The organism is Lysobacter sp. GCM10012299 (assembly GCF_042649405.1).
In the GTDB taxonomy this organism is placed as follows: domain Bacteria; phylum Pseudomonadota; class Gammaproteobacteria; order Xanthomonadales; family Xanthomonadaceae; genus Lysobacter_J.
Window position 1 is genome coordinate 110,509 of the sequence record NZ_JBHRZC010000005.1, and the last position, 16,930, is coordinate 127,438.

The following is a 16,930-nucleotide window of genomic DNA, read 5'->3' on the forward strand; positions in this document are numbered from 1 at the left end:
CACCACAGGGGGTGGCGGCTCTAATGGATGTCCGGTGTGAACGTCGTCATCGTTGATGATCAAACCTCTGCGCGCACCATGCTGCGCCACATCATTGAAGACATATCGTCCGAACTGAGGGTTTCGGACTTCGGCGATCCCGAGGCGGCGCTGGGATGGTGCGAGAGCAACCAGCCCGACCTGTTGCTGCTGGACTACCGCATGCCGGCGCTGGATGGACTGGAGTTCGCCAGGCGTTTCCGTCGCCTGCCGATGCACCGCGACATCCCGATCATCCTGGTGACCGTGGTCGGCGACGAGCCGGTGCGACAGGCCGCGCTGGAAGCGGGCGTCATCGATTTCCTGGTCAAGCCGGTACGCCCGCGCGAACTGCGCGCCCGTTGCCGCAACTTGTTGCAGCTGCGCCAGCAGTCGGAGAACGTGAAGCAGCGTGCGCTGTCGCTGGAACAGCGCCTGCTGTCGAGCATGCACGAGGTCGAGGAGCGCGAGCGCGAGACGCTGTCGCGACTGGCCCGCGCGATCGAGTACCGCGATGCCGGCACCAGTGCCTACCTGGAGCGCATGGCCCATGTCGCCGGCCTGATCGCCGAGCAGCTGGGCATGTTCGAGGACGAGGTGCGCGTCATCGAAATGGCCGCGCCGCTGCACGACATCGGCAAGATCGCCATCCCCGATGCGGTGCTGATGAAATCCGGCCCGCTGACCGAGGACGAGACCGCGGTCATGCGCCGCCACCCGCGCATCGGCTACGAGCTGCTCAGCGGCAGCCAGAACCGCTTCATCCAGGCCGGCGCGCTGATCGCCCTGCGTCATCACGAACGTTACGACGGCAGCGGCTACCCTGACGGCCTGGTGGGCGAGGAAATTCCGTTGGAAGCCAGGATAGTGGCGGTCGCGGATGTCTTCGATGCGCTGATCTCGCCACGACCGTACAAGAAGGCCTGGGACGCGGATGCGGCACTTGGCTACCTGTACGCGCAGCGGGGACGCTTGTTCGATCCGCGCTGCGTCGACGCCCTGATCCGCTCGCGCGAGCGGCTCGAGGATATCTGCAACCGCTATTCAACGGTTTCCGCGCGCCCCGGCATGGAGTAGCCATGGTTCTGGTCCTGAACAAGCTGAAGACGCGCCTGGCCGCACGGCCGGACAGCGAACACGCCCAGGACCTGGTCCGCATCGTCATCACGGCGCTGTTCTCGACGTACCTGGGCTGGCGTTTCCTGCACCTGGACGGCGCCGACAACACCCTGCCGCTGACGTGGATGATCCTGCTCGGCGAGCTGCTGGTGGCGCTGGGCCTGCTGGCCGCGATCCTGGTATCACCCGGCGTTTCGCACGTGCGGCGCTGGATCGGCATGCTCACCGACTACTCGGCGATGGGCGCGATCATGTGCATCCAGGGCGAGCCCGCCGCGCCGCTGTATGCCGTGTACCTGTGGGTGACGATCGGCAACGGCATGCGCTATGGCAGCCGTTACCTGCGCATCGCCACGGCGCTGGCCACCGCCTCGTTCCTGGCGGTGATCCTGATCTCGCCGTACTGGCGCAGCAATCCGTACCTGGCCTGGGGCCTGCTGCTGGGCCTGGGCGCGGTGCCGCTGTACTTCGATTCGCTGCTCAACGCCCTGACCCGGGCGGTCGATGACGCGCGCAAGGCCAACGAGGCCAAGAGCCGCTTCCTGGCCAACATGAGCCACGAGTTCCGCACGCCGCTCAACGGCCTGGCCGGCATGAGCGAGCTGCTCGCCACCACGCGCCTGGATGCCGAGCAGCGCGAGTGCCTGAGCACCATCCAGGCGTCCACCCGCAGCCTGCTGGCGCTGGTCGAGGACGTGCTCGACATCTCCGCGATCGAGGCCGGCAAGGTCAAGCTGGACCTGGTGGAGTTCATTCCGCAGGAACTGGTCGAAAGCATCGGCCTGATCCTGCAGCCGCAGGCGCGCGCCAAGGAGATCCGCTACGAAGCGGCGATCGCCGCCGACGTGCCCGGCAGCCTGTGCGGCGACGTCGTGCACCTGCGCCAGGTGCTGATCAACCTGGCCGGCAATGCCATCAAGTTCACCGACAAGGGCTCGGTCCGCCTTGAAGTGACCGTGGTCGACCAGGGCACGGACAAGGTGCGACTGCGCTTTGCCGTGATCGACACCGGCATCGGCGTGCCGCTGGCGATGCGCCAGCGCCTGTTCGAAGCGTTCGAGCAGGCCGACGTCAGCCTGGCCCGTCGCTATGGCGGCACCGGCCTGGGCACCACGATCGCCAAGGGCCTGACCGAGGCCATGGGCGGCAGCATCGGCTTCGAAAGCGTGGAGCAGCGTGGCAGCCGCTTCTGGGTGGAGCTGCCGTTCGAGCGGGTGGCCAATGACGCCGATGCCGCCGACGCCGCGCACGACGATTCGTTGCCGGGACGTGCGGAAAACGCCGGCTCGGCCAACGTCATTGCCTTCTCCGATCCGTTCCTGCGCCACCGCGCCCGCGTCCGCAGCCTGGGCATCCTGGTCGCCGACGACCACGTCGCCAACCGGATGGTGCTGCAACGCCTGCTGCAGAAGGCCGGCCACCGCGTCACCTGCGTCGATGGCGGCGGTGATGCGCTCGATGCGGTTTCCGGCTCCGATTACGACGCGGTCATCGCCGACCTGCACATGCCCGACGTCAGCGGCCTCGACCTGCTGCGCCAGCTGCGGGTGATGGAGGCCGGTGGCGGCCGCCGCACGCCGGTGCTGATCCTCAGCGCCGACGTCACTCCGGAATCGATCCGCGCCTGCGAACAGGCCGGCGCGCGCGCCTTCCTGGCCAAGCCGGTGTCGACGGTGCGGTTGCTCGACACCCTGGCCGACATCGCTGCCAACGCCCGCGTGGGCGCGCCGTTGGTGGCGCTGCGAAGCGAGCTGCCCATGGGTGACGGCACGTTCGACAGTTCGGTGCTGGACGAGCTCGGCGCCTTGGGCATGGGTGCAGGCTTCGAGCGCGAGTTCATCGCCCAGTGCCTGCGCGACGCCGACGGCTGCATGGTCGAGCTGCGCAAGGCCGGCGAGCAGGCCCACTGGGATGCCGCGCGCGAACAGGCGCATGCGCTCAAGGGCGTGGCCAGCAACCTTGGGCTGAACAAGCTGGCCGCCGTCAGCGGCGAGATCATGCGGCTGCCGGACTGGCAGCTGGCGCGCGAGTGGCAGGCCCGGCTCAACGGCCTGGGCGAGCGCATGGCGCAGGGCCGGGCCGCGCTCGACGCGCGCGAGCGGCAGCGGGCCTCCCGTGGAGAAGGCGAGCGCTAAGCGGATTTGAGGGAATGGATCCGGCCCGCCGGATTTCCCCTCCCGCGGGCGCTGGTTCCCCTGGTTTTTCACGTCTTGCCGGTACTTCCTGTCAGGCGGGCGCGAACCTGCCTGATGCTCCTGCGTTTCCCCGATCAGTCATTGCCTTGCGGCTTGCCTTGCCTTGCGGGCTTGTCCTGTCAGGCAGCCCCGTTCGCTGCACGACGTTCCTGCGCCCGCACCAATCGATCCATCGTCCGCAGCGACTTGTCGCCCAGCTGCAGCGCGGTGTCGACCCAGACTTCGGTGATGCGCATCATCTCGTCCAGCGTCACCGCCTGGGTCATCTGCCGCACCTGGTGCATCGCGGCGCGTGCATGCGGGATGCGACGGTTGGCGCGGATCACGTCCTCGACCGCCGCCACGCCTTCGCCGCGCGGCACCAGCACGTCGACCAGGCCCATCTTGTGCATTTCCTGGCTGCTGAACATGTTGCCTTCCAGCATCAGCTTCTCGGCCAGGTGCGGGGTGACGCGCTTGCACAGGAACGAATAGGCGCCCATGCCCGGGAACAGGTCGAACAGCACCTCCGGCAGGCCCATCAGCACATCTTCCTCGGCGACGATCGTGTGGCAGCTCAGCGCAGCTTCGAAACCACCGCCCAGTGCGTCACCCTGGAGCAGCGCGATGCTGTGCGCGCCTGCGCCGAGGCCGTCGTGGAAGGCATGCACGCCACGCACGCATTGGCGGGCATAGGTCAGCAGGCCGTCGCGGTCGCCGGCACGGATCAGGCGGCAGAACAGGTCCAGGTCGCCCCCCAGGTTGAAGGCATCGGCGTCGGAGGCCAGCACCACGTGGGTCAGGGTGTTGTTCTTGGCGGCGGCCGCGCGAAGGCGATCACCGAGGCCGTGCTGGTACTGGATGATGTCGTCCACCAGGTCCATCGAGAAGCAGGCACGGCGGCCCGGCACCGCGCCGGCATGCATGTGGCACCAGTAGACGCCGCGTTCGGTTTCCTCGACGACGCGAAGGTTGCGACCGGTTGCAGTGCGATGGAACGGATAAACAGCTGACATTGCGAATCCTCCGTGGATATAACCGTCCGGCCGGTCGCGCTGTTCGGGACGGCAATGCGATCAAGGGGGTGCGTCCGACCGCTCGATTCTATGCCTGTAAATGCAAACGCCCGCAAGGCCGTGGGGCCTTGCGGGCGTAATGGCGGGCAATGGCCGGGCCGGGGCCCGGCCCGGTTCAGTGGGCGGTCGGGCTTGCGGCAGGGCTCGCGGCCGGGCTGTCACGCAGCTCGCGGCGCAGGATCTTGCCGACATTGGTCTTTGGCAGCTCGGTTCGGAACTCGACGTAACGCGGGTGCTTGTAGCCGGTCAGGTGCTCGCGGGCGTGGCTCTTGACCTGCTCGGCGGTGAGGGACGGGTCCTTCTTGACGATGACCACCTTGACCGCCTCGCCCGACTTGTCGTCCGGGACGCCTACGGCAGCCACCTCCAAAACCCCAGGCATCATCGCGATCACGTCCTCGACCTCGTTCGGGTACACGTTGAAGCCCGAGACCAGGATCATGTCCTTCTTGCGGTCGACGATGAAGAAGAAGCCCCTGTCGTCCATCCGTGCCATGTCGCCGGTGTGCAGCCAGCCCTCGGCGTCGATGACCGCGGCGGTGTCCTCCGGCCGGCGCCAGTAGCCCTTCATGACCTGCGGGCCCTTGATGCACAGCTCGCCGACTTCGCCCATCGGCAGCGTCACGCCGTTCTCGTCCTTGACGCAGGCGTCGGTGGAGGAGATCGGCAGGCCGATCGAACCGTTGTAGTCCTTCAGGTCCATCGGGTTGATGCAGGCCGCCGGCGAGGTCTCGGTCAGGCCGTAGGCCTCGACCAGGGTCACGCCCGTCACCTGTTTCCAGCGCTCGGCGACCGAGCGCTGCACGGCCATGCCGCCGCCCAGGGTCAGGTGCAGCCTGGAGAAGTCGATCTGGTCGAAGCCCGGCGTGTTGAGCAGGCCGTTGAACAGCGTGTTGACGCCGGTGATGGCGGTGAACGGCACGCTCTTGAGCTCCTTGACGAAGCCCTTCATGTCGCGCGGGTTGGTGATCATGTAGTTCAGGCCGCCGAACTTCATGAAGACCAGGCCGTTCGCCGTCAACGCGAAGATGTGGTACAGCGGCAGCGCGGTGATGATCACCTCCTCGCCGTACTTGACGCCGGTGCCCACCCACATCGCCGCCTGCTGCATGTTGGCGACCAGGTTGCGATGGGTCAGCATCGCGCCCTTGGCCACGCCGGTGGTGCCGCCGGTGTACTGCAGGAAGGCGATGTCCTGCGGCGAGATCTCGACCTCGGGCAGGTTGTGGCGCTGGCCCAGGGCCAGTGCGTCACGGAAGCGGATCGAACCGGGCAGGTTGTACTCCGGCACCATCTTCTTGACGTACTTCAGGACGAAGTTCACCACCGCGCCCTTGAGGCCGAGCATGTCGCCCAGGCCGGTGGTGACGACCTGCTTGATCTGGGTGTCGGCGACCACTTCCTGCACGGTGTGGGCGAAGTTGTCGAGCACCAGGATCACGTTGGCGCCGGAGTCGACCAGCTGGTGGCGCAGCTCGCGCGCGGTGTACATCGGGTTGGTGTTGACCACCGTCAGGCCGGCACGCAGCACGCCGAACGTGGCAATCGGGTACTGCAGGCAGTTGGGCATCATGATCGCGACGCGATCGCCCTTCTTGAGCTTCAGCTCGCCCAGCAGGTAAGCGGCGAACTGCGCGCTGAGCTGGTCGATTTCGGCGTAGGTGAGGGTCTTGCCGAGGTTGGCGAAGGCCGGGCGGTCGCGATACTTCTCGATCGCGTTTTCCAGCACGGCGACGACGGACGGGAACTCGTCCACATCGATCTCGGCCGCAACCCCCTGCGGATACTGGGCCAGCCAAGGACGTTCAAAACTCATCGCGCGATCCCCTCTCCAATCGCAGTTGATAGCCTTCGGCGGCACATGTGTCGAATGCGCCGCCGTACGGTGCTTCCAGCGATTGGAGCATAGGCCCCCAAGGCTGGCAAGGCGCGTTCGGGCAACACGACAGTGCCCGCGACGGCGTGGCAGCATGGTCCGAGGGAACACCATGGGGCAGGGCATGCGGACGACGAACGCGTTTGTGCGGTGCAGCGTGACACTGATGCTTCTGGTCTTGTCGGCGTTCGGTTGCAGCCGCACGCCGCCGGAGCAACGCCTTCGACAGTCCGTGGAATCGTTGCAGCAGGGCATCGAACTACGCGATGCCTCGGTGCTCGACGCGATGCTCGCCGAGGATTTCATCGGCCCCGATGCGCTCGATCGCGACGGCGCGGGCAGGATCGCGCGGCTGATGTTCCTGCGCCATCGCCAGATCGGTGTGCAGCTGGGGCCGGTATCGGTGCAGCTTCAACCTGGCCATGCAACGGCGCGATTCACCGCGGCATTGACCGGCGGATCTGGCGAGGTGCTGCCCGACGCCGCTCAACTCTATGAGGTCGAGACCGGCTGGCGCGAGGAAGGCGGGGAGTGGCGGCTGACGAGTGCGACGTGGGTGCCGAAGCTGTAGCGCGACCCGTCATTCCCGCGAAGGCGGGAATCCATGGACGTTCGCGTCGGCGGTGAGAACCAACGTCCATGGATCCCCGCCTACGCGGGGATGACGTCCTGTTACGCCGGCTTCTTCGCCGCCAGCTGTCGCAGCACGTAATGCAGGATGCCGCCGTGGCGGAAGTACTCGACTTCCTTCGGCGTCAGCAGCAGCACGCGCACTTCGAAGCGCTTCTCGCTGCCGTCGGGGCGGCGTGCGGTCACGGTTGCGGTGCGGGCGCGGCCGTCATCGATGCCGGTCACGCTGATCTCCTCCGAACCGTCCAAGCCGTGCGTCCGCGCGTTCTCGCCATCCTTGAACTGCAGCGGCAGCACACCCATGCCGACCAGGTTGGAGCGGTGGATGCGTTCGAAGCTTTCGGCGATCACCGCCTTCACCCCGAGCAGGTTGGTGCCCTTGGCTGCCCAGTCGCGCGAGGAACCGGTGCCGTATTCCTTGCCGGCCATCACCACCAGCGGCACGCCCTCGGCCTTGTACTTCATCGCCGCGTCGTAAATCGACATCTTCTCCGGCGCCGCGCCACCCTTGGCGTAGTACAGCGTGTTGCCGCCTTCCTCGCCGCCGAGCATCAGGTTCTTGATGCGGATGTTGGCGAACGTGCCGCGGACCATGACGTCGTCGTTGCCGCGGCGGCTGCCGTAGCTGTTGAAGTCGACCGGCTGCACGCCGCGCGAGACCAGGAAGCGGCCCGCCGGCGAATCTTTCTTGATGTTGCCCGCCGGCGAGATGTGGTCGGTGGTGATCGAGTCGCCGAACAGGCCCATGATGCGGGCGCCGTGGACGTCGTTGATCGTGCCCACGGCCATGCTCATGCCGTCGAAGTAGGGCGGGTTCTTGATGTAGGTCGACGCGGCGTCCCAGGCGAACGACTCGCCTTCCGGCGAGGCGATCTGGTTCCAGCGCGAGTCGCCCTTGAACACGTCGGCGTAGTTCTGCGCGAACAGCTCCGGTCCGACCGTGGCGGCGATGACATCGCCGATTTCCTTGTTGCTCGGCCAGATGTCGCGCAGGTGCACGGCGCGGCCGTCCGGGGTGTGTCCGACCGGTTCGCGGGTGAGGTCGATGTCGACCGTGCCGGCGATGGCGTAGGCCACCACCAGCGGCGGCGAAGCCAGGTAGTTCATCTTCACTTCGGGGTGGACGCGGCCTTCGAAGTTGCGATTGCCTGACAGCACTGATGCCACGGCAAGATCGTTCTCGGCGATGCCGCGCGAGACTTCGTCCGGCAGCGGGCCGGAGTTGCCGATGCAGGTGGTGCAGCCATAGCCGACGACGAAGAAGCCGAGCTTCTCCAGGTCGTCGAGGACGCCGGCCTTCTTCAGGTAATCGGTGACCACCAGCGAGCCCGGTCCGAGCGAGGTCTTGACCCACGGCTTGGCCTTGAGGCCGAGCCTGGCCGCGTTGCGCGCGAGCAGGCCGGCGCCGAGCATCACGGCCGGGTTGGAGGTGTTGGTGCACGAAGTGATCGCGGCGATCACCACCGAGCCATCGCCCAGTTCCGCATCCTGGTCTTGAATATGGATCTTCGACTTCGGCCGTGCCGCCAGGTGCTCGGCCTGCGGCTGGTGGCCGCCCTCGGCATCCATGCGCCGCACGCTGCCGTTGACGCGGTGGGCGGTGAGGTCGCCGAGGTTCTCGGTGAAGTTGGACTTCATGTCGCTCAGCAGCACCCGGTCCTGCGGACGCTTGGGCCCTGCCAGCGACGGCTTGACGTCGGCGAGGTTGAGTTCGAGCGTGGCCGAGTAGTTTGCCTCGGCCTGGCCCGGCTCGTGCCACAGGCCCTGCGCCTTCGCGTAGGCCTCGACCAGCGCGACCTGCTCGTCGCTGCGGCCGGACAGGCGCAGGTAGGTCAGCGACTCGGCATCGATCGGGAAGATGCCGCAGGTCGCGCCGTACTCCGGTGCCATGTTGGCGATGGTGGCGCGGTCGGCCAACGGCAGGTGCGGCAGGCCTTCGCCGAAGAACTCGACGAACTTGCCGACCACGCCGAGCTTGCGCAGCATCTGGGTGACGGTGAGCACCAGGTCGGTGGCGGTGGTGCCTTCGGGCAGCTTGCCGGTGAGCTTGAAGCCGACCACCTGCGGAATCAGCATCGACGACGGCTGGCCGAGCATCGCCGCCTCGGCCTCGATGCCGCCCACGCCCCAGCCGAGCACGCCGATGCCGTTGATCATCGTGGTGTGGCTGTCGGTGCCAAACACGGTGTCGGGGAAGGCGAGCAGTTCGCCATCGACCTCGCGTTCGACCACCACGCGCGCCAGGTTCTCCAGGTTCACCTGGTGGACGATGCCGGTGTTGGGCGGCACCACCTTGAAGTTGTGGAAGGCCTTCTGGCCCCAGCGCAGGAAGCTGTAACGCTCCATGTTGCGCTCGAACTCGATCTTGCCATTGAGGTCCAGCGCATCGGCGCGGCCGAACACGTCGACCTGCACCGAGTGGTCGATGACCAGTTCCGACGGGATCAGCGGATTGATCTGGCCTGCGTTGCCGCCGAGCTTGCTGACCGCATCGCGCATCGCCGCCAGGTCGACCACGCACGGCACGCCGGTGAAGTCCTGCAGCACCACGCGCGCCGGCATGAAGGCGATCTCGGTATCGGGCTCCTTGCTGGCGTCCCACTTCGCCACGGCCTCGATGTGCTCCTTGCCGACCGTGATGCCGCCGTCTTCATGGCGCAACAGGTTCTCCAGCAGGATCTTCATCGAGTAGGGCAGTTTGCGGATGTCGAACTTCTCACCCAGGGCCGGCAGGCTGTTGTAGGTAAGGATGCGGCCGTTGACGACAAGCTGGCGGCGGGTGGAGAAGGAGTCGTGGGACATGGGGGAAAGCTCCTTGGCGTGCTGTGACTGGCGTGCTGAGGCTGAATGGAGATTCTGGCTCGGAGACCGCTCGATTATCCGCTGCTCGCGTTAAGGCGGGCGGACGACGGTCCGGATCCTGAATACGCGGGCCCCATTGTGCGCTTGCCAAGGGGCGCGCGATTGAGTATGGGCGGGAAGGTATGTATCATTCATGCATACCTGATCTGTCCGAGCAGGTCCGTCCGAGGAGGTGCGCCGTGGAAGCCATTGTTGCCGAACGAGGCCAGATCACCCTGCCCAAGGCCGTGCGCGATGCGCTCGGACTGACCAAGGGCACCCACCTCAAGGTGGAGCTCGAGGGCGGTCGCATCATCCTGCGCAAGAACGTGGACGACGCCATCTCGCGCGCCCGCGGCCGCTTCAAGCTGCCCGAAGGCGTGACCACCGACGACATCATGCGCGAGCTGCGCGGACGCGCACCGGGCGATCCGGTGGACGTCTGACGCATGACGCCTGCCGGCAACACCATCGCCATCGACACGTCCGTGCTGATCGACCTGCTCGGCGAAGACGCGAGCATGGCCGATGCCGCCGAACAATGCGTTCGCGACGCATTGGCGCAAGGGCCGGTGGTGCTCTGCGACGTCGTGGTCAGCGAGATCACCGCCGGCCTGGGCCACGGCACCGACATCATGGACGTGGTCGAGGAGATGGGGATGCGTTACCTCCCGGTGGAACGCCGTTCGGCGATCCGCGCAGGCGAGATGCAGCGCCGCTTCAACCAGCGCCGGGCCACGGGGCAGGGCGGCCAGATTTCCCCGCGCACCGTGCCGGACTTCATTGTGGGCGCCCACGCATTGCTGCAGTGCGCCGGCCTCATCACCCGCGACGCCGGGTTTTTCCGCGACTACTTCAAGGGTCTGAAGATCATCGTGCCCAAAGCTTTGTAGGGGCATCAAGTTCGTCTGACCGCATCAAGCACAACGCCGCAGTTTTTATGGAGAGAACCATGTTGGAAGCCTACCGCCACCACGTTGCCGAGCGCGCCGCGCTGGGCATCCCGCCGCTGCCGCTGACCGCACAGCAGACTGCTGACGTCATCGAGCTGCTGAAGAACCCGCCGGCGGGCGAGGGTGAGTTCCTTATCGATCTGATCACCAACCGCGTCCCGGCCGGCGTCGATGACGCGGCCAAGGTCAAGGCCTCGTACCTGGCCGCCGTGGCCTTCGGTACCGAAGTCAACGCGCTGATCAGCCGCGAGCGCGCGACCGAACTGCTCGGCACCATGCTGGGCGGCTACAACATCCATCCGCTGGTCGACCTGCTCGACGACGCCCAGGTCGGCGTCATCGCCGCCGAAGCGCTGAAGAAGACGTTGCTGATGTTCGACGCCTTCCACGACGTGCAGGAAAAGGCCGAGGCCGGCAATGCCAACGCCAGGGCCGTGCTGCAGAGCTGGGCCGACGCCGAATGGTTCACCAGCCGTCCGGAAGTTCCGGCCAGCCTGACCATCACCGTCTTCAAGGTGACCGGCGAGACCAACACCGACGACCTGTCGCCGGCGCCCGATGCCACCACGCGCCCGGACATCCCGCTGCACGCCCTGGCGATGCTGAAGAACCGCCGCGACGGCATCGAGCCGGAAGAAGACGGCAAGCGCGGCCCGGTCGCGTTCATCGAATCGCTGAAGGACAAGGGCCACCTGGTCGCCTATGTCGGCGACGTCGTCGGCACCGGTTCCTCGCGCAAGTCGGCCACCAACTCGGTGCTGTGGTTCACCGGCGAGGACATCCCCTTCATCCCGAACAAGCGTTTCGGCGGCGTCTGCCTGGGCAGCAAGATCGCCCCGATCTTCTACAACACGATGGAAGACGCCGGCGCACTGCCGATCGAGCTCGACGTGTCGCAGATGAACATGGGCGACGTGGTCGAACTGCGTCCCTACGAAGGCAAGGCGCTCAAGGACGGCCAGGTCATCGCCGAGTTCTCGGTGAAGTCCGACGTGCTGTTCGACGAAGTCCGCGCTGGCGGCCGCATCCCGCTTATCGTCGGCCGCGGCCTGACCGCCAAGGCGCGTGAAGCGCTGGGCCTGGCACCGTCGACCCTGTTCCGCCTGCCGCAGAACCCGGTCGACAGCGGCAAGGGCTACTCGCTGGCGCAGAAGATGGTCGGCCGCGCCTGCGGCCTGCAGGACGGCATCGGCATCCGCCCGGGCACCTACTGCGAGCCGAAGATGACCTCGGTGGGTTCGCAGGACACCACCGGCCCGATGACCCGCGACGAGCTCAAGGACCTGGCCTGCCTGGGCTTCTCGGCCGACCTGGTGATGCAGTCGTTCTGCCACACCGCCGCGTACCCGAAGCCGGTCGACGTCAAGACCCACCACGAGCTGCCGGCCTTCATCAGCAACCGCGGTGGCATCTCCCTGCGTCCGGGCGACGGCGTGATCCACTCCTGGCTCAACCGCATGCTGCTGCCCGACACCGTCGGCACCGGTGGCGACAGCCACACCCGTTTCCCGGTGGGCATCTCGTTCCCGGCGGGCTCCGGCCTGGTCGCGTTCGCCGCGGCCACCGGCGTGATGCCGCTGGACATGCCCGAGTCGGTGCTGGTGCGCTTCAAGGGCACCATGCAGCCGGGCGTTACCCTGCGTGACCTCGTCAACGCGATCCCGCTGGCCGCGATCAAGCAGGGCATGCTGACCGTCGCCAAGCAGGGCAAGAAGAACATCTTCTCCGGCCGCATCCTCGAGATCGAAGGCCTGCCGCAGCTCAAGGTCGAGCAGGCGTTCGAACTGTCCGATGCCTCGGCCGAGCGTTCGGCGGCCGGCTGCACGGTCAAGCTCGACAAGGAACCGATCATCGAATACCTCACCAGCAACATCACGCTGCTGAAGTGGATGATCGCCGAGGGTTACGCCGACCCGCGCTCGCTGGCGCGCCGCATCAAGGCGATGGAAGCCTGGCTGGCCAACCCGCAGCTGCTGGAAGGCGATGCCGATGCCGAGTACGCCGCCGTCATCGACATCGACCTCGACCAGATCGTCGAGCCGATCGTGGCCTGCCCGAACGACCCGGACGACGTGAAGACGTTGTCCGACGTTGCCGGCGCGGTCATCGACGAAGTCTTCATCGGCTCGTGCATGACCAACATCGGCCACTTCCGTGCCGCCGCCAAGCTGCTGGAAGGCAAGCGCGACATCCCGACCCGCCTGTGGGTCGCGCCGCCGACCAAGATGGATGCCTCCGAGCTGACCAAGGAAGGCCACTACGGCACCTTCGGCGCTGCCGGCGCGCGCATGGAAATGCCGGGCTGCTCGCTGTGCATGGGCAACCAGGCGCAGGCGCGCGAGGGCGCGACGGTGTTCTCCACGAGCACCCGCAACTTCCCCAACCGCCTGGGCCGCAACACCAACGTGTACCTGGGTTCGGCGGAACTGGCGGCGATCTGCTCGCGCCTGGGCCGCATCCCGACCCGCGAGGAGTACATGGCGGACGTCGGCGTGATCAACGCCAAGGGTGCCGAGATCTACCGCTACATGAACTTCGACCAGATCGAGGACTACCGCCAGGTAGCCGAGACCGTCGCGGCCTGATCCAGGCTGGCTTGCGTTGAGCAAAAGCCCCGGCAATGCCGGGGCTTTTGTTTTGAGGCGACGTCCATGGATAGTGCTGCCCTTCGGCAGCCCAAAAGACCACGCCTTCGCGGGAATGACGGCCCGGACTGTGCCGTTCATCGCTAACCGCGAACCTGGCCGACCCCGCGCGTCCAGTGCGTGACAACAGTCAAGGACTTGCGCCGCGCACTGTCGTTTCATCGCGCGCAGTCAGGGGGACAACATGAAGACGCACAAGGGGACGGATCGCGTCGAACAGACGCTTCGCTGGATGGCCGCGCTCGCCTTGATCGCAGCCGTGTGCTGGGCCTGGGGACAGAGCGGCGGAGCGCTCCTGCCGCTGGCCTGAGCGCGCCACGCCAACCAGGCGTGCGGTTAGCCCAGGTGGTCCTTGACCGCCGCCAGCAGCTCGCGCCTGCGCAGCAGGAAATCCCACAGGCTGCCACCGCACTGCCGCCACAGCACCGCCGAACGCACGGCGGCGAGCAGGATCGCGCGTACCTCGGCGACCACCGTGGCCTGCCCCAGGTAGTGCGGATTGCCCTGCACCAGCACGCGCGGACGCAGATGACTCAGCGTCTCGGCATACAGACTGCCCAGGGCATTCATCACGTCCGGGTGGCTGCTGCCACTGCGCTCGGCATTGCCCGCCTGCGCACGGATACCGGCCTGCACGCGCTGCGCCATGTCATCGTCGCGCACGAAGCGACGCTCCAGCTGCAGCACCGCCAGTACCAGGCGCGGCAACTGCTCGTCGCGCTGCTGGTTGCTGAAATAGTCGCGCAGCAGGGCCAGTCCCGGGCGCACCGCCTCGATGCCGCCGTAGATCGCGGCGGGCGAGGGCGCATCGATCCGGAACACCGAGTCCATCGCCGTACCGAGGATGGCGGCATTGGCCTGGCCGGTATCGGCCACGCGCCGCACCTGCGCCAGCGCCTGGACCAGCCCGGCCAGCGCCAGCACACGGGTGGACATGGATTTGCTTTGATTCATGCAGCTTGGGCCTTCAATCGTTCTTCCAGCGGCGCGTCGGTGGCGGCGATGACGGCACCGCCCAGGCAGATGTCGCCGTCATAGAGCACCAGCGACTGCCCCGGCGTAACCGCACGTTGGGGGCGGGCGAAATGGACTTCCAGGGTGCCGTCGTCGCGCACGCCCACCTCGCAGGCCTCGTCGGCCTGGCGGTAGCGGGTCTGCGCGGTGCAGGCAAAACGGGCCGAGGGCGGTGCGCCGGCGATCCAGTGCGCCGGCTCGGACCACAGCGTTTGTGACAGCAGCCAGGGGCTGTCGGACCCCTGGTCGACGTACAGGACGTTGCCGGCCACATCCTTGCCGACCACGTACCACGGCGCCGGCTCGAAGCCGCGCACACCGCCGATGTTCAGCCCCTCGCGCTGGCCAAGGGTGAAATAGAACACGCCCGGATGGCGGCCGATCACCTGGCCGTCGGGGGTGCGCATCTCGCCTTCGCGTGCGGGCAGGTAACGGCCGAGGAACTCGCGGAAATCACGCTCGCCGATGAAGCAGATGCCGGTGGAGTCCTTCTTCGCTGCGGTCGGCAGGCGCGCATCCAGCGCCATCTGGCGGACGTCGCGCTTGAGCAGCCCGCCGAGCGGGAAGCGGGTCGCCGCCAGCTGCGACTGCCCAAGCTGATGCAGGAAGTAGCTCTGGTCCTTGCTGCGGTCGGCTGCACGCAGGAGCAGGTGGCGGCCGGCGGACGCCTCGACGCGGGCGTAGTGGCCGGTGGCGATGAACTCCGCTCCCAGCTCGCGTGCCGCGTCGAGGAAATGCTTGAACTTGATCTCGCGGTTGCACAGCACGTCGGGGTTGGGCGTGCGGCCTGCGGCGTACTCGGCCAGGAAGTGCTCGAACACACCGGCCCAGTACTCGCCGGAGAAGTCGCGGAAATGGATCTGGATGCCGAGCCGGCCGCACACCGCGACCGCGTCGCGGCGGTCGTCCTCGGCGCGGCAATCGCCGCTGCCGTCATCGGCCCAGTTCTGCATGAACAACCCGGCAATCGGTTCGCCGGCATCGCGCAGGTGCAGGGCGGCCACCGAGGAATCGACGCCCCCGGACATGCCGACGATGGTTCTTGCCTGCGCCGCACTCATATCAGCAAGGTCATGCCAGGTGCTGGGCCAGCTCCAGCGGGTACCTGCGCCCCGCCAGGAAGTCTGCCGCCGCCCGCCACACCAGCGGGCTGCGGTGGCGCCCGTGGGCCGCCTGCAGCTCGCTGGGCGTCATCCACAGCGCCCGGACGATGCCTTCGTCGAGCGGTCGCGCGGGATCGTGCCTCACCGGTTCCGCGGCGAAGGCGAAGCGCAGGTAATGCCGACCGCCGCCGCCATCGCCATTGACGGGCGCCTTCCACTGGTAGGCACCGACGAATGCGGTCAGGCGCACATCCCAGCCGGTTTCTTCCAGCGTTTCGCGCAGCGCCGCCTCGAACAGGCTCTCGTCCGGCTCCAGATGGCCTGCGGGCTGGTTCAGCACCAGTTGCCCGCCGACCGATTCCTCGACCATCAGCAGCCGTCCGCCATCGACGACGACCGTTGCCACGGTCACGTCGGGTTGCCAGAACCGGCCTTCGCGGTAACTCATCTCAGAATTCGTCCTTGCCCTGGGTCAGCGATGCTTCCATCTGGTCGGCCGAGCGCAGGACGAAGTCGAGCGCATCATCGAGTTCGCCTGCCGAGGCGTCGGCGGCGATCTTCACCACGAACACGGCCATGTCGCCCTGCTTGACCCACGCGCCGAGCTTGCTCGACTGGCTGTCCTCGAGCAGGCGGTTGGCGACGTCGACCGGGAACTGCTGTCCGGTCGCGCGATAGGCCGGCGACCAGATCTCGCGAACCTGGAGGTTGCCGAACTTTTCGGTCGCCGACAGCACGTAGGCAAGCTGGCTGCGCTTGTCGTCGACCTCGAAGGTCAGCTTGTAGTCGCCGTCCTCGTCCACCTCGTAGCGGTACTTGAGGCTGTCCAGGTGCCGGGCGACCAGCGCATCGGCAACAGGACGCTGCGTTTCACCGGCGGGCATGCCGGTGTCGGCGGCCATCGCCGGCATCGATGAAAGCGCCATCAGCAACGTGGCAGGCAACGCAGCAAGCAGACGCATCAAGTTTGGCTCCTGGACCCCGGCGGGGATTGAGCGGCATTGTGCCGGCGCCCGGGCATGGGAGTCCACGACCGCAATGCGCCCGGGCCCTATAATTCGGGCATGGCCAAACAGACCGAACACGAACATCACCACGGCGTAATGGTGGAAACCGGCAAGCCGGAGGTCGCCCGACCGCCGCTGTACTCCGTCCTGCTGCTGAACGACGACTACACCCCGATGGACTTCGTGGTCGAGGTCCTGATGCGCTTTTTCGCCATGAACGCCGAAAAAGCCACCCAGATCATGCTGCACGTGCATACCCGCGGCCGGGGTGTGTGCGGGGTTTTCACCCGCGAAGTTGCAGAATCCAAGGTGGCGCAGGTGAACGAATTTTCAAGGCTCAACCAACACCCCTTGCTGTGCACGATGGAAAAGGCCTAAAAGTTCTGCTTAGCACGTCTCGACCAGTAAGAAGGGTGGAACCTGCCGCTGCCGCGGCCGGTCCAACGGTCAAGGAAGGGACTTGCGGCGGGCCTT

At 66.8% G+C, this 16,930-nt stretch carries 15 protein-coding genes; 8 read left to right on the forward strand and 7 right to left on the reverse strand.

Annotated features, from left to right (window positions below; genetic code table 11):
- Positions 1-27 precede the first annotated feature (27 nt).
- Entirely contained in the window at positions 28-1,095 is a 1,068-nt protein-coding gene (locus ACFOPO_RS14550) for an HD domain-containing phosphohydrolase (RefSeq protein WP_386704051.1), read from the forward strand.
- A 2-nt stretch (positions 1,096-1,097) separates the two neighbouring features.
- Entirely contained in the window at positions 1,098-3,272 is a 2,175-nt protein-coding gene (locus ACFOPO_RS14555) for an ATP-binding protein (RefSeq protein ID WP_386704053.1), read from the forward strand.
- A gap of 179 nt (positions 3,273-3,451) precedes the next feature.
- On the opposite strand, the gene ACFOPO_RS14560 is transcribed toward ACFOPO_RS14555, so the two are convergent.
- Together ACFOPO_RS14560 and ACFOPO_RS14565 are read right to left on the reverse strand one after the other, a co-directional pair.
- Positions 3,452-4,327 carry a crotonase/enoyl-CoA hydratase family protein gene (locus ACFOPO_RS14560; protein ID WP_386704055.1) on the reverse strand — a complete coding sequence of 292 codons (876 nt, stop codon included), beginning with the start codon at positions 4,325-4,327 and terminating at the stop codon, positions 3,452-3,454.
- Between the two features lie 175 nt (positions 4,328-4,502).
- Positions 4,503-6,203: a long-chain fatty acid--CoA ligase gene (locus tag ACFOPO_RS14565; RefSeq protein WP_386704056.1), complete on the reverse strand. Its 1,701-nt coding sequence runs from the start codon at positions 6,201-6,203 to the stop codon at positions 4,503-4,505.
- Between the two features lie 184 nt (positions 6,204-6,387).
- Here ACFOPO_RS14565 and ACFOPO_RS14570 point away from each other — a divergent pair, with 184 nt between their 5' ends.
- Positions 6,388-6,834 (forward strand): nuclear transport factor 2 family protein, encoded by a 447-nt coding sequence (locus tag ACFOPO_RS14570; protein ID WP_386704058.1) that lies wholly within the window; start codon positions 6,388-6,390, stop codon positions 6,832-6,834.
- A gap of 101 nt (positions 6,835-6,935) precedes the next feature.
- Here ACFOPO_RS14570 and acnA read toward each other — a convergent pair whose 3' ends face one another.
- Positions 6,936-9,695 carry an aconitate hydratase AcnA gene (gene acnA / locus ACFOPO_RS14575; protein WP_386704059.1) on the reverse strand — a complete coding sequence of 920 codons (2,760 nt, stop codon included), beginning with the start codon at positions 9,693-9,695 and terminating at the stop codon, positions 6,936-6,938.
- A 239-nt stretch (positions 9,696-9,934) separates the two neighbouring features.
- Here acnA and ACFOPO_RS14580 point away from each other — a divergent pair, with 239 nt between their 5' ends.
- From ACFOPO_RS14580 to ACFOPO_RS14595, 4 genes are all read left to right on the forward strand, one after another.
- Positions 9,935-10,180, forward strand: coding sequence for an AbrB/MazE/SpoVT family DNA-binding domain-containing protein (locus tag ACFOPO_RS14580; protein WP_158730873.1), 246 nt, complete (start codon positions 9,935-9,937; stop codon positions 10,178-10,180).
- Between the two features lie 3 nt (positions 10,181-10,183).
- Complete coding sequence (locus ACFOPO_RS14585; protein WP_386704060.1) at positions 10,184-10,627, forward strand: type II toxin-antitoxin system VapC family toxin; 444 nt, start codon at positions 10,184-10,186, stop codon at positions 10,625-10,627.
- Between the two features lie 59 nt (positions 10,628-10,686).
- The gene (acnB, locus tag ACFOPO_RS14590; RefSeq protein ID WP_386704062.1) at positions 10,687-13,272 is read left to right on the forward strand and encodes a bifunctional aconitate hydratase 2/2-methylisocitrate dehydratase; all 2,586 of its coding nucleotides are present in this window, start codon (positions 10,687-10,689) and stop codon (positions 13,270-13,272) included.
- Positions 13,273-13,516: 244 nt separating this feature from the next.
- On the forward strand, positions 13,517-13,642 hold the full coding sequence (locus tag ACFOPO_RS14595) for a hypothetical protein (RefSeq protein ID WP_267902957.1): 126 nt from the start codon (positions 13,517-13,519) through the stop codon (positions 13,640-13,642).
- A gap of 26 nt (positions 13,643-13,668) precedes the next feature.
- Here ACFOPO_RS14595 and hflD read toward each other — a convergent pair whose 3' ends face one another.
- Genes hflD through ACFOPO_RS14615 form a run of 4 tightly spaced genes read right to left on the reverse strand, consistent with a single transcriptional unit; the run spans position 13,669 to position 16,375 of the window.
- Positions 13,669-14,268: a high frequency lysogenization protein HflD gene (gene hflD, locus ACFOPO_RS14600; RefSeq protein ID WP_386704064.1), complete on the reverse strand. Its 600-nt coding sequence runs from the start codon at positions 14,266-14,268 to the stop codon at positions 13,669-13,671.
- A gap of 14 nt (positions 14,269-14,282) precedes the next feature.
- Positions 14,283-15,407, reverse strand: a complete 1,125-nt coding sequence (gene mnmA, locus ACFOPO_RS14605; protein WP_386704066.1) for a tRNA 2-thiouridine(34) synthase MnmA — start codon at positions 15,405-15,407, stop codon at positions 14,283-14,285.
- Positions 15,408-15,417: 10 nt separating this feature from the next.
- A complete protein-coding gene (locus ACFOPO_RS14610) occupies positions 15,418-15,897 on the reverse strand; it encodes an NUDIX hydrolase (RefSeq protein WP_386704068.1) in 480 nt (159 codons plus the stop codon).
- Position 15,898: 1 nt separating this feature from the next.
- On the reverse strand, positions 15,899-16,375 hold the full coding sequence (locus tag ACFOPO_RS14615; protein WP_386704173.1) for a hypothetical protein: 477 nt from the start codon (positions 16,373-16,375) through the stop codon (positions 15,899-15,901).
- A gap of 138 nt (positions 16,376-16,513) precedes the next feature.
- Here ACFOPO_RS14615 and clpS point away from each other — a divergent pair, with 138 nt between their 5' ends.
- Positions 16,514-16,834, forward strand: coding sequence for an ATP-dependent Clp protease adapter ClpS (gene clpS, locus ACFOPO_RS14620; RefSeq protein ID WP_386704070.1), 321 nt, complete (start codon positions 16,514-16,516; stop codon positions 16,832-16,834).
- The last annotated feature ends 96 nt before the right edge of the window (positions 16,835-16,930 follow it).

Coding starts and splice junctions, on each gene's coding strand:
- ACFOPO_RS14550 (WP_386704051.1), top strand. CDS start 28: ATGTCCGGTGTGAACGTCGTCATCGTTGATGATCAAACCTCTGCGCGC.
- ACFOPO_RS14555 (WP_386704053.1), top strand. CDS start 1,098: ATGGTTCTGGTCCTGAACAAGCTGAAGACGCGCCTGGCCGCACGGCCG.
- ACFOPO_RS14560 (WP_386704055.1), bottom strand. CDS start 4,327: ATGTCAGCTGTTTATCCGTTCCATCGCACTGCAACCGGTCGCAACCTT.
- ACFOPO_RS14565 (WP_386704056.1), bottom strand. CDS start 6,203: ATGAGTTTTGAACGTCCTTGGCTGGCCCAGTATCCGCAGGGGGTTGCG.
- ACFOPO_RS14570 (WP_386704058.1), top strand. CDS start 6,388: ATGCGGACGACGAACGCGTTTGTGCGGTGCAGCGTGACACTGATGCTT.
- acnA (WP_386704059.1), bottom strand. CDS start 9,695: ATGTCCCACGACTCCTTCTCCACCCGCCGCCAGCTTGTCGTCAACGGC.
- ACFOPO_RS14585 (WP_386704060.1), top strand. CDS start 10,184: ATGACGCCTGCCGGCAACACCATCGCCATCGACACGTCCGTGCTGATC.
- acnB (WP_386704062.1), top strand. CDS start 10,687: ATGTTGGAAGCCTACCGCCACCACGTTGCCGAGCGCGCCGCGCTGGGC.
- ACFOPO_RS14595 (WP_267902957.1), top strand. CDS start 13,517: ATGAAGACGCACAAGGGGACGGATCGCGTCGAACAGACGCTTCGCTGG.
- hflD (WP_386704064.1), bottom strand. CDS start 14,268: ATGTCCACCCGTGTGCTGGCGCTGGCCGGGCTGGTCCAGGCGCTGGCG.
- mnmA (WP_386704066.1), bottom strand. CDS start 15,407: ATGAGTGCGGCGCAGGCAAGAACCATCGTCGGCATGTCCGGGGGCGTC.
- ACFOPO_RS14610 (WP_386704068.1), bottom strand. CDS start 15,897: ATGAGTTACCGCGAAGGCCGGTTCTGGCAACCCGACGTGACCGTGGCA.
- ACFOPO_RS14615 (WP_386704173.1), bottom strand. CDS start 16,375: ATGGCGCTTTCATCGATGCCGGCGATGGCCGCCGACACCGGCATGCCC.
- clpS (WP_386704070.1), top strand. CDS start 16,514: ATGGCCAAACAGACCGAACACGAACATCACCACGGCGTAATGGTGGAA.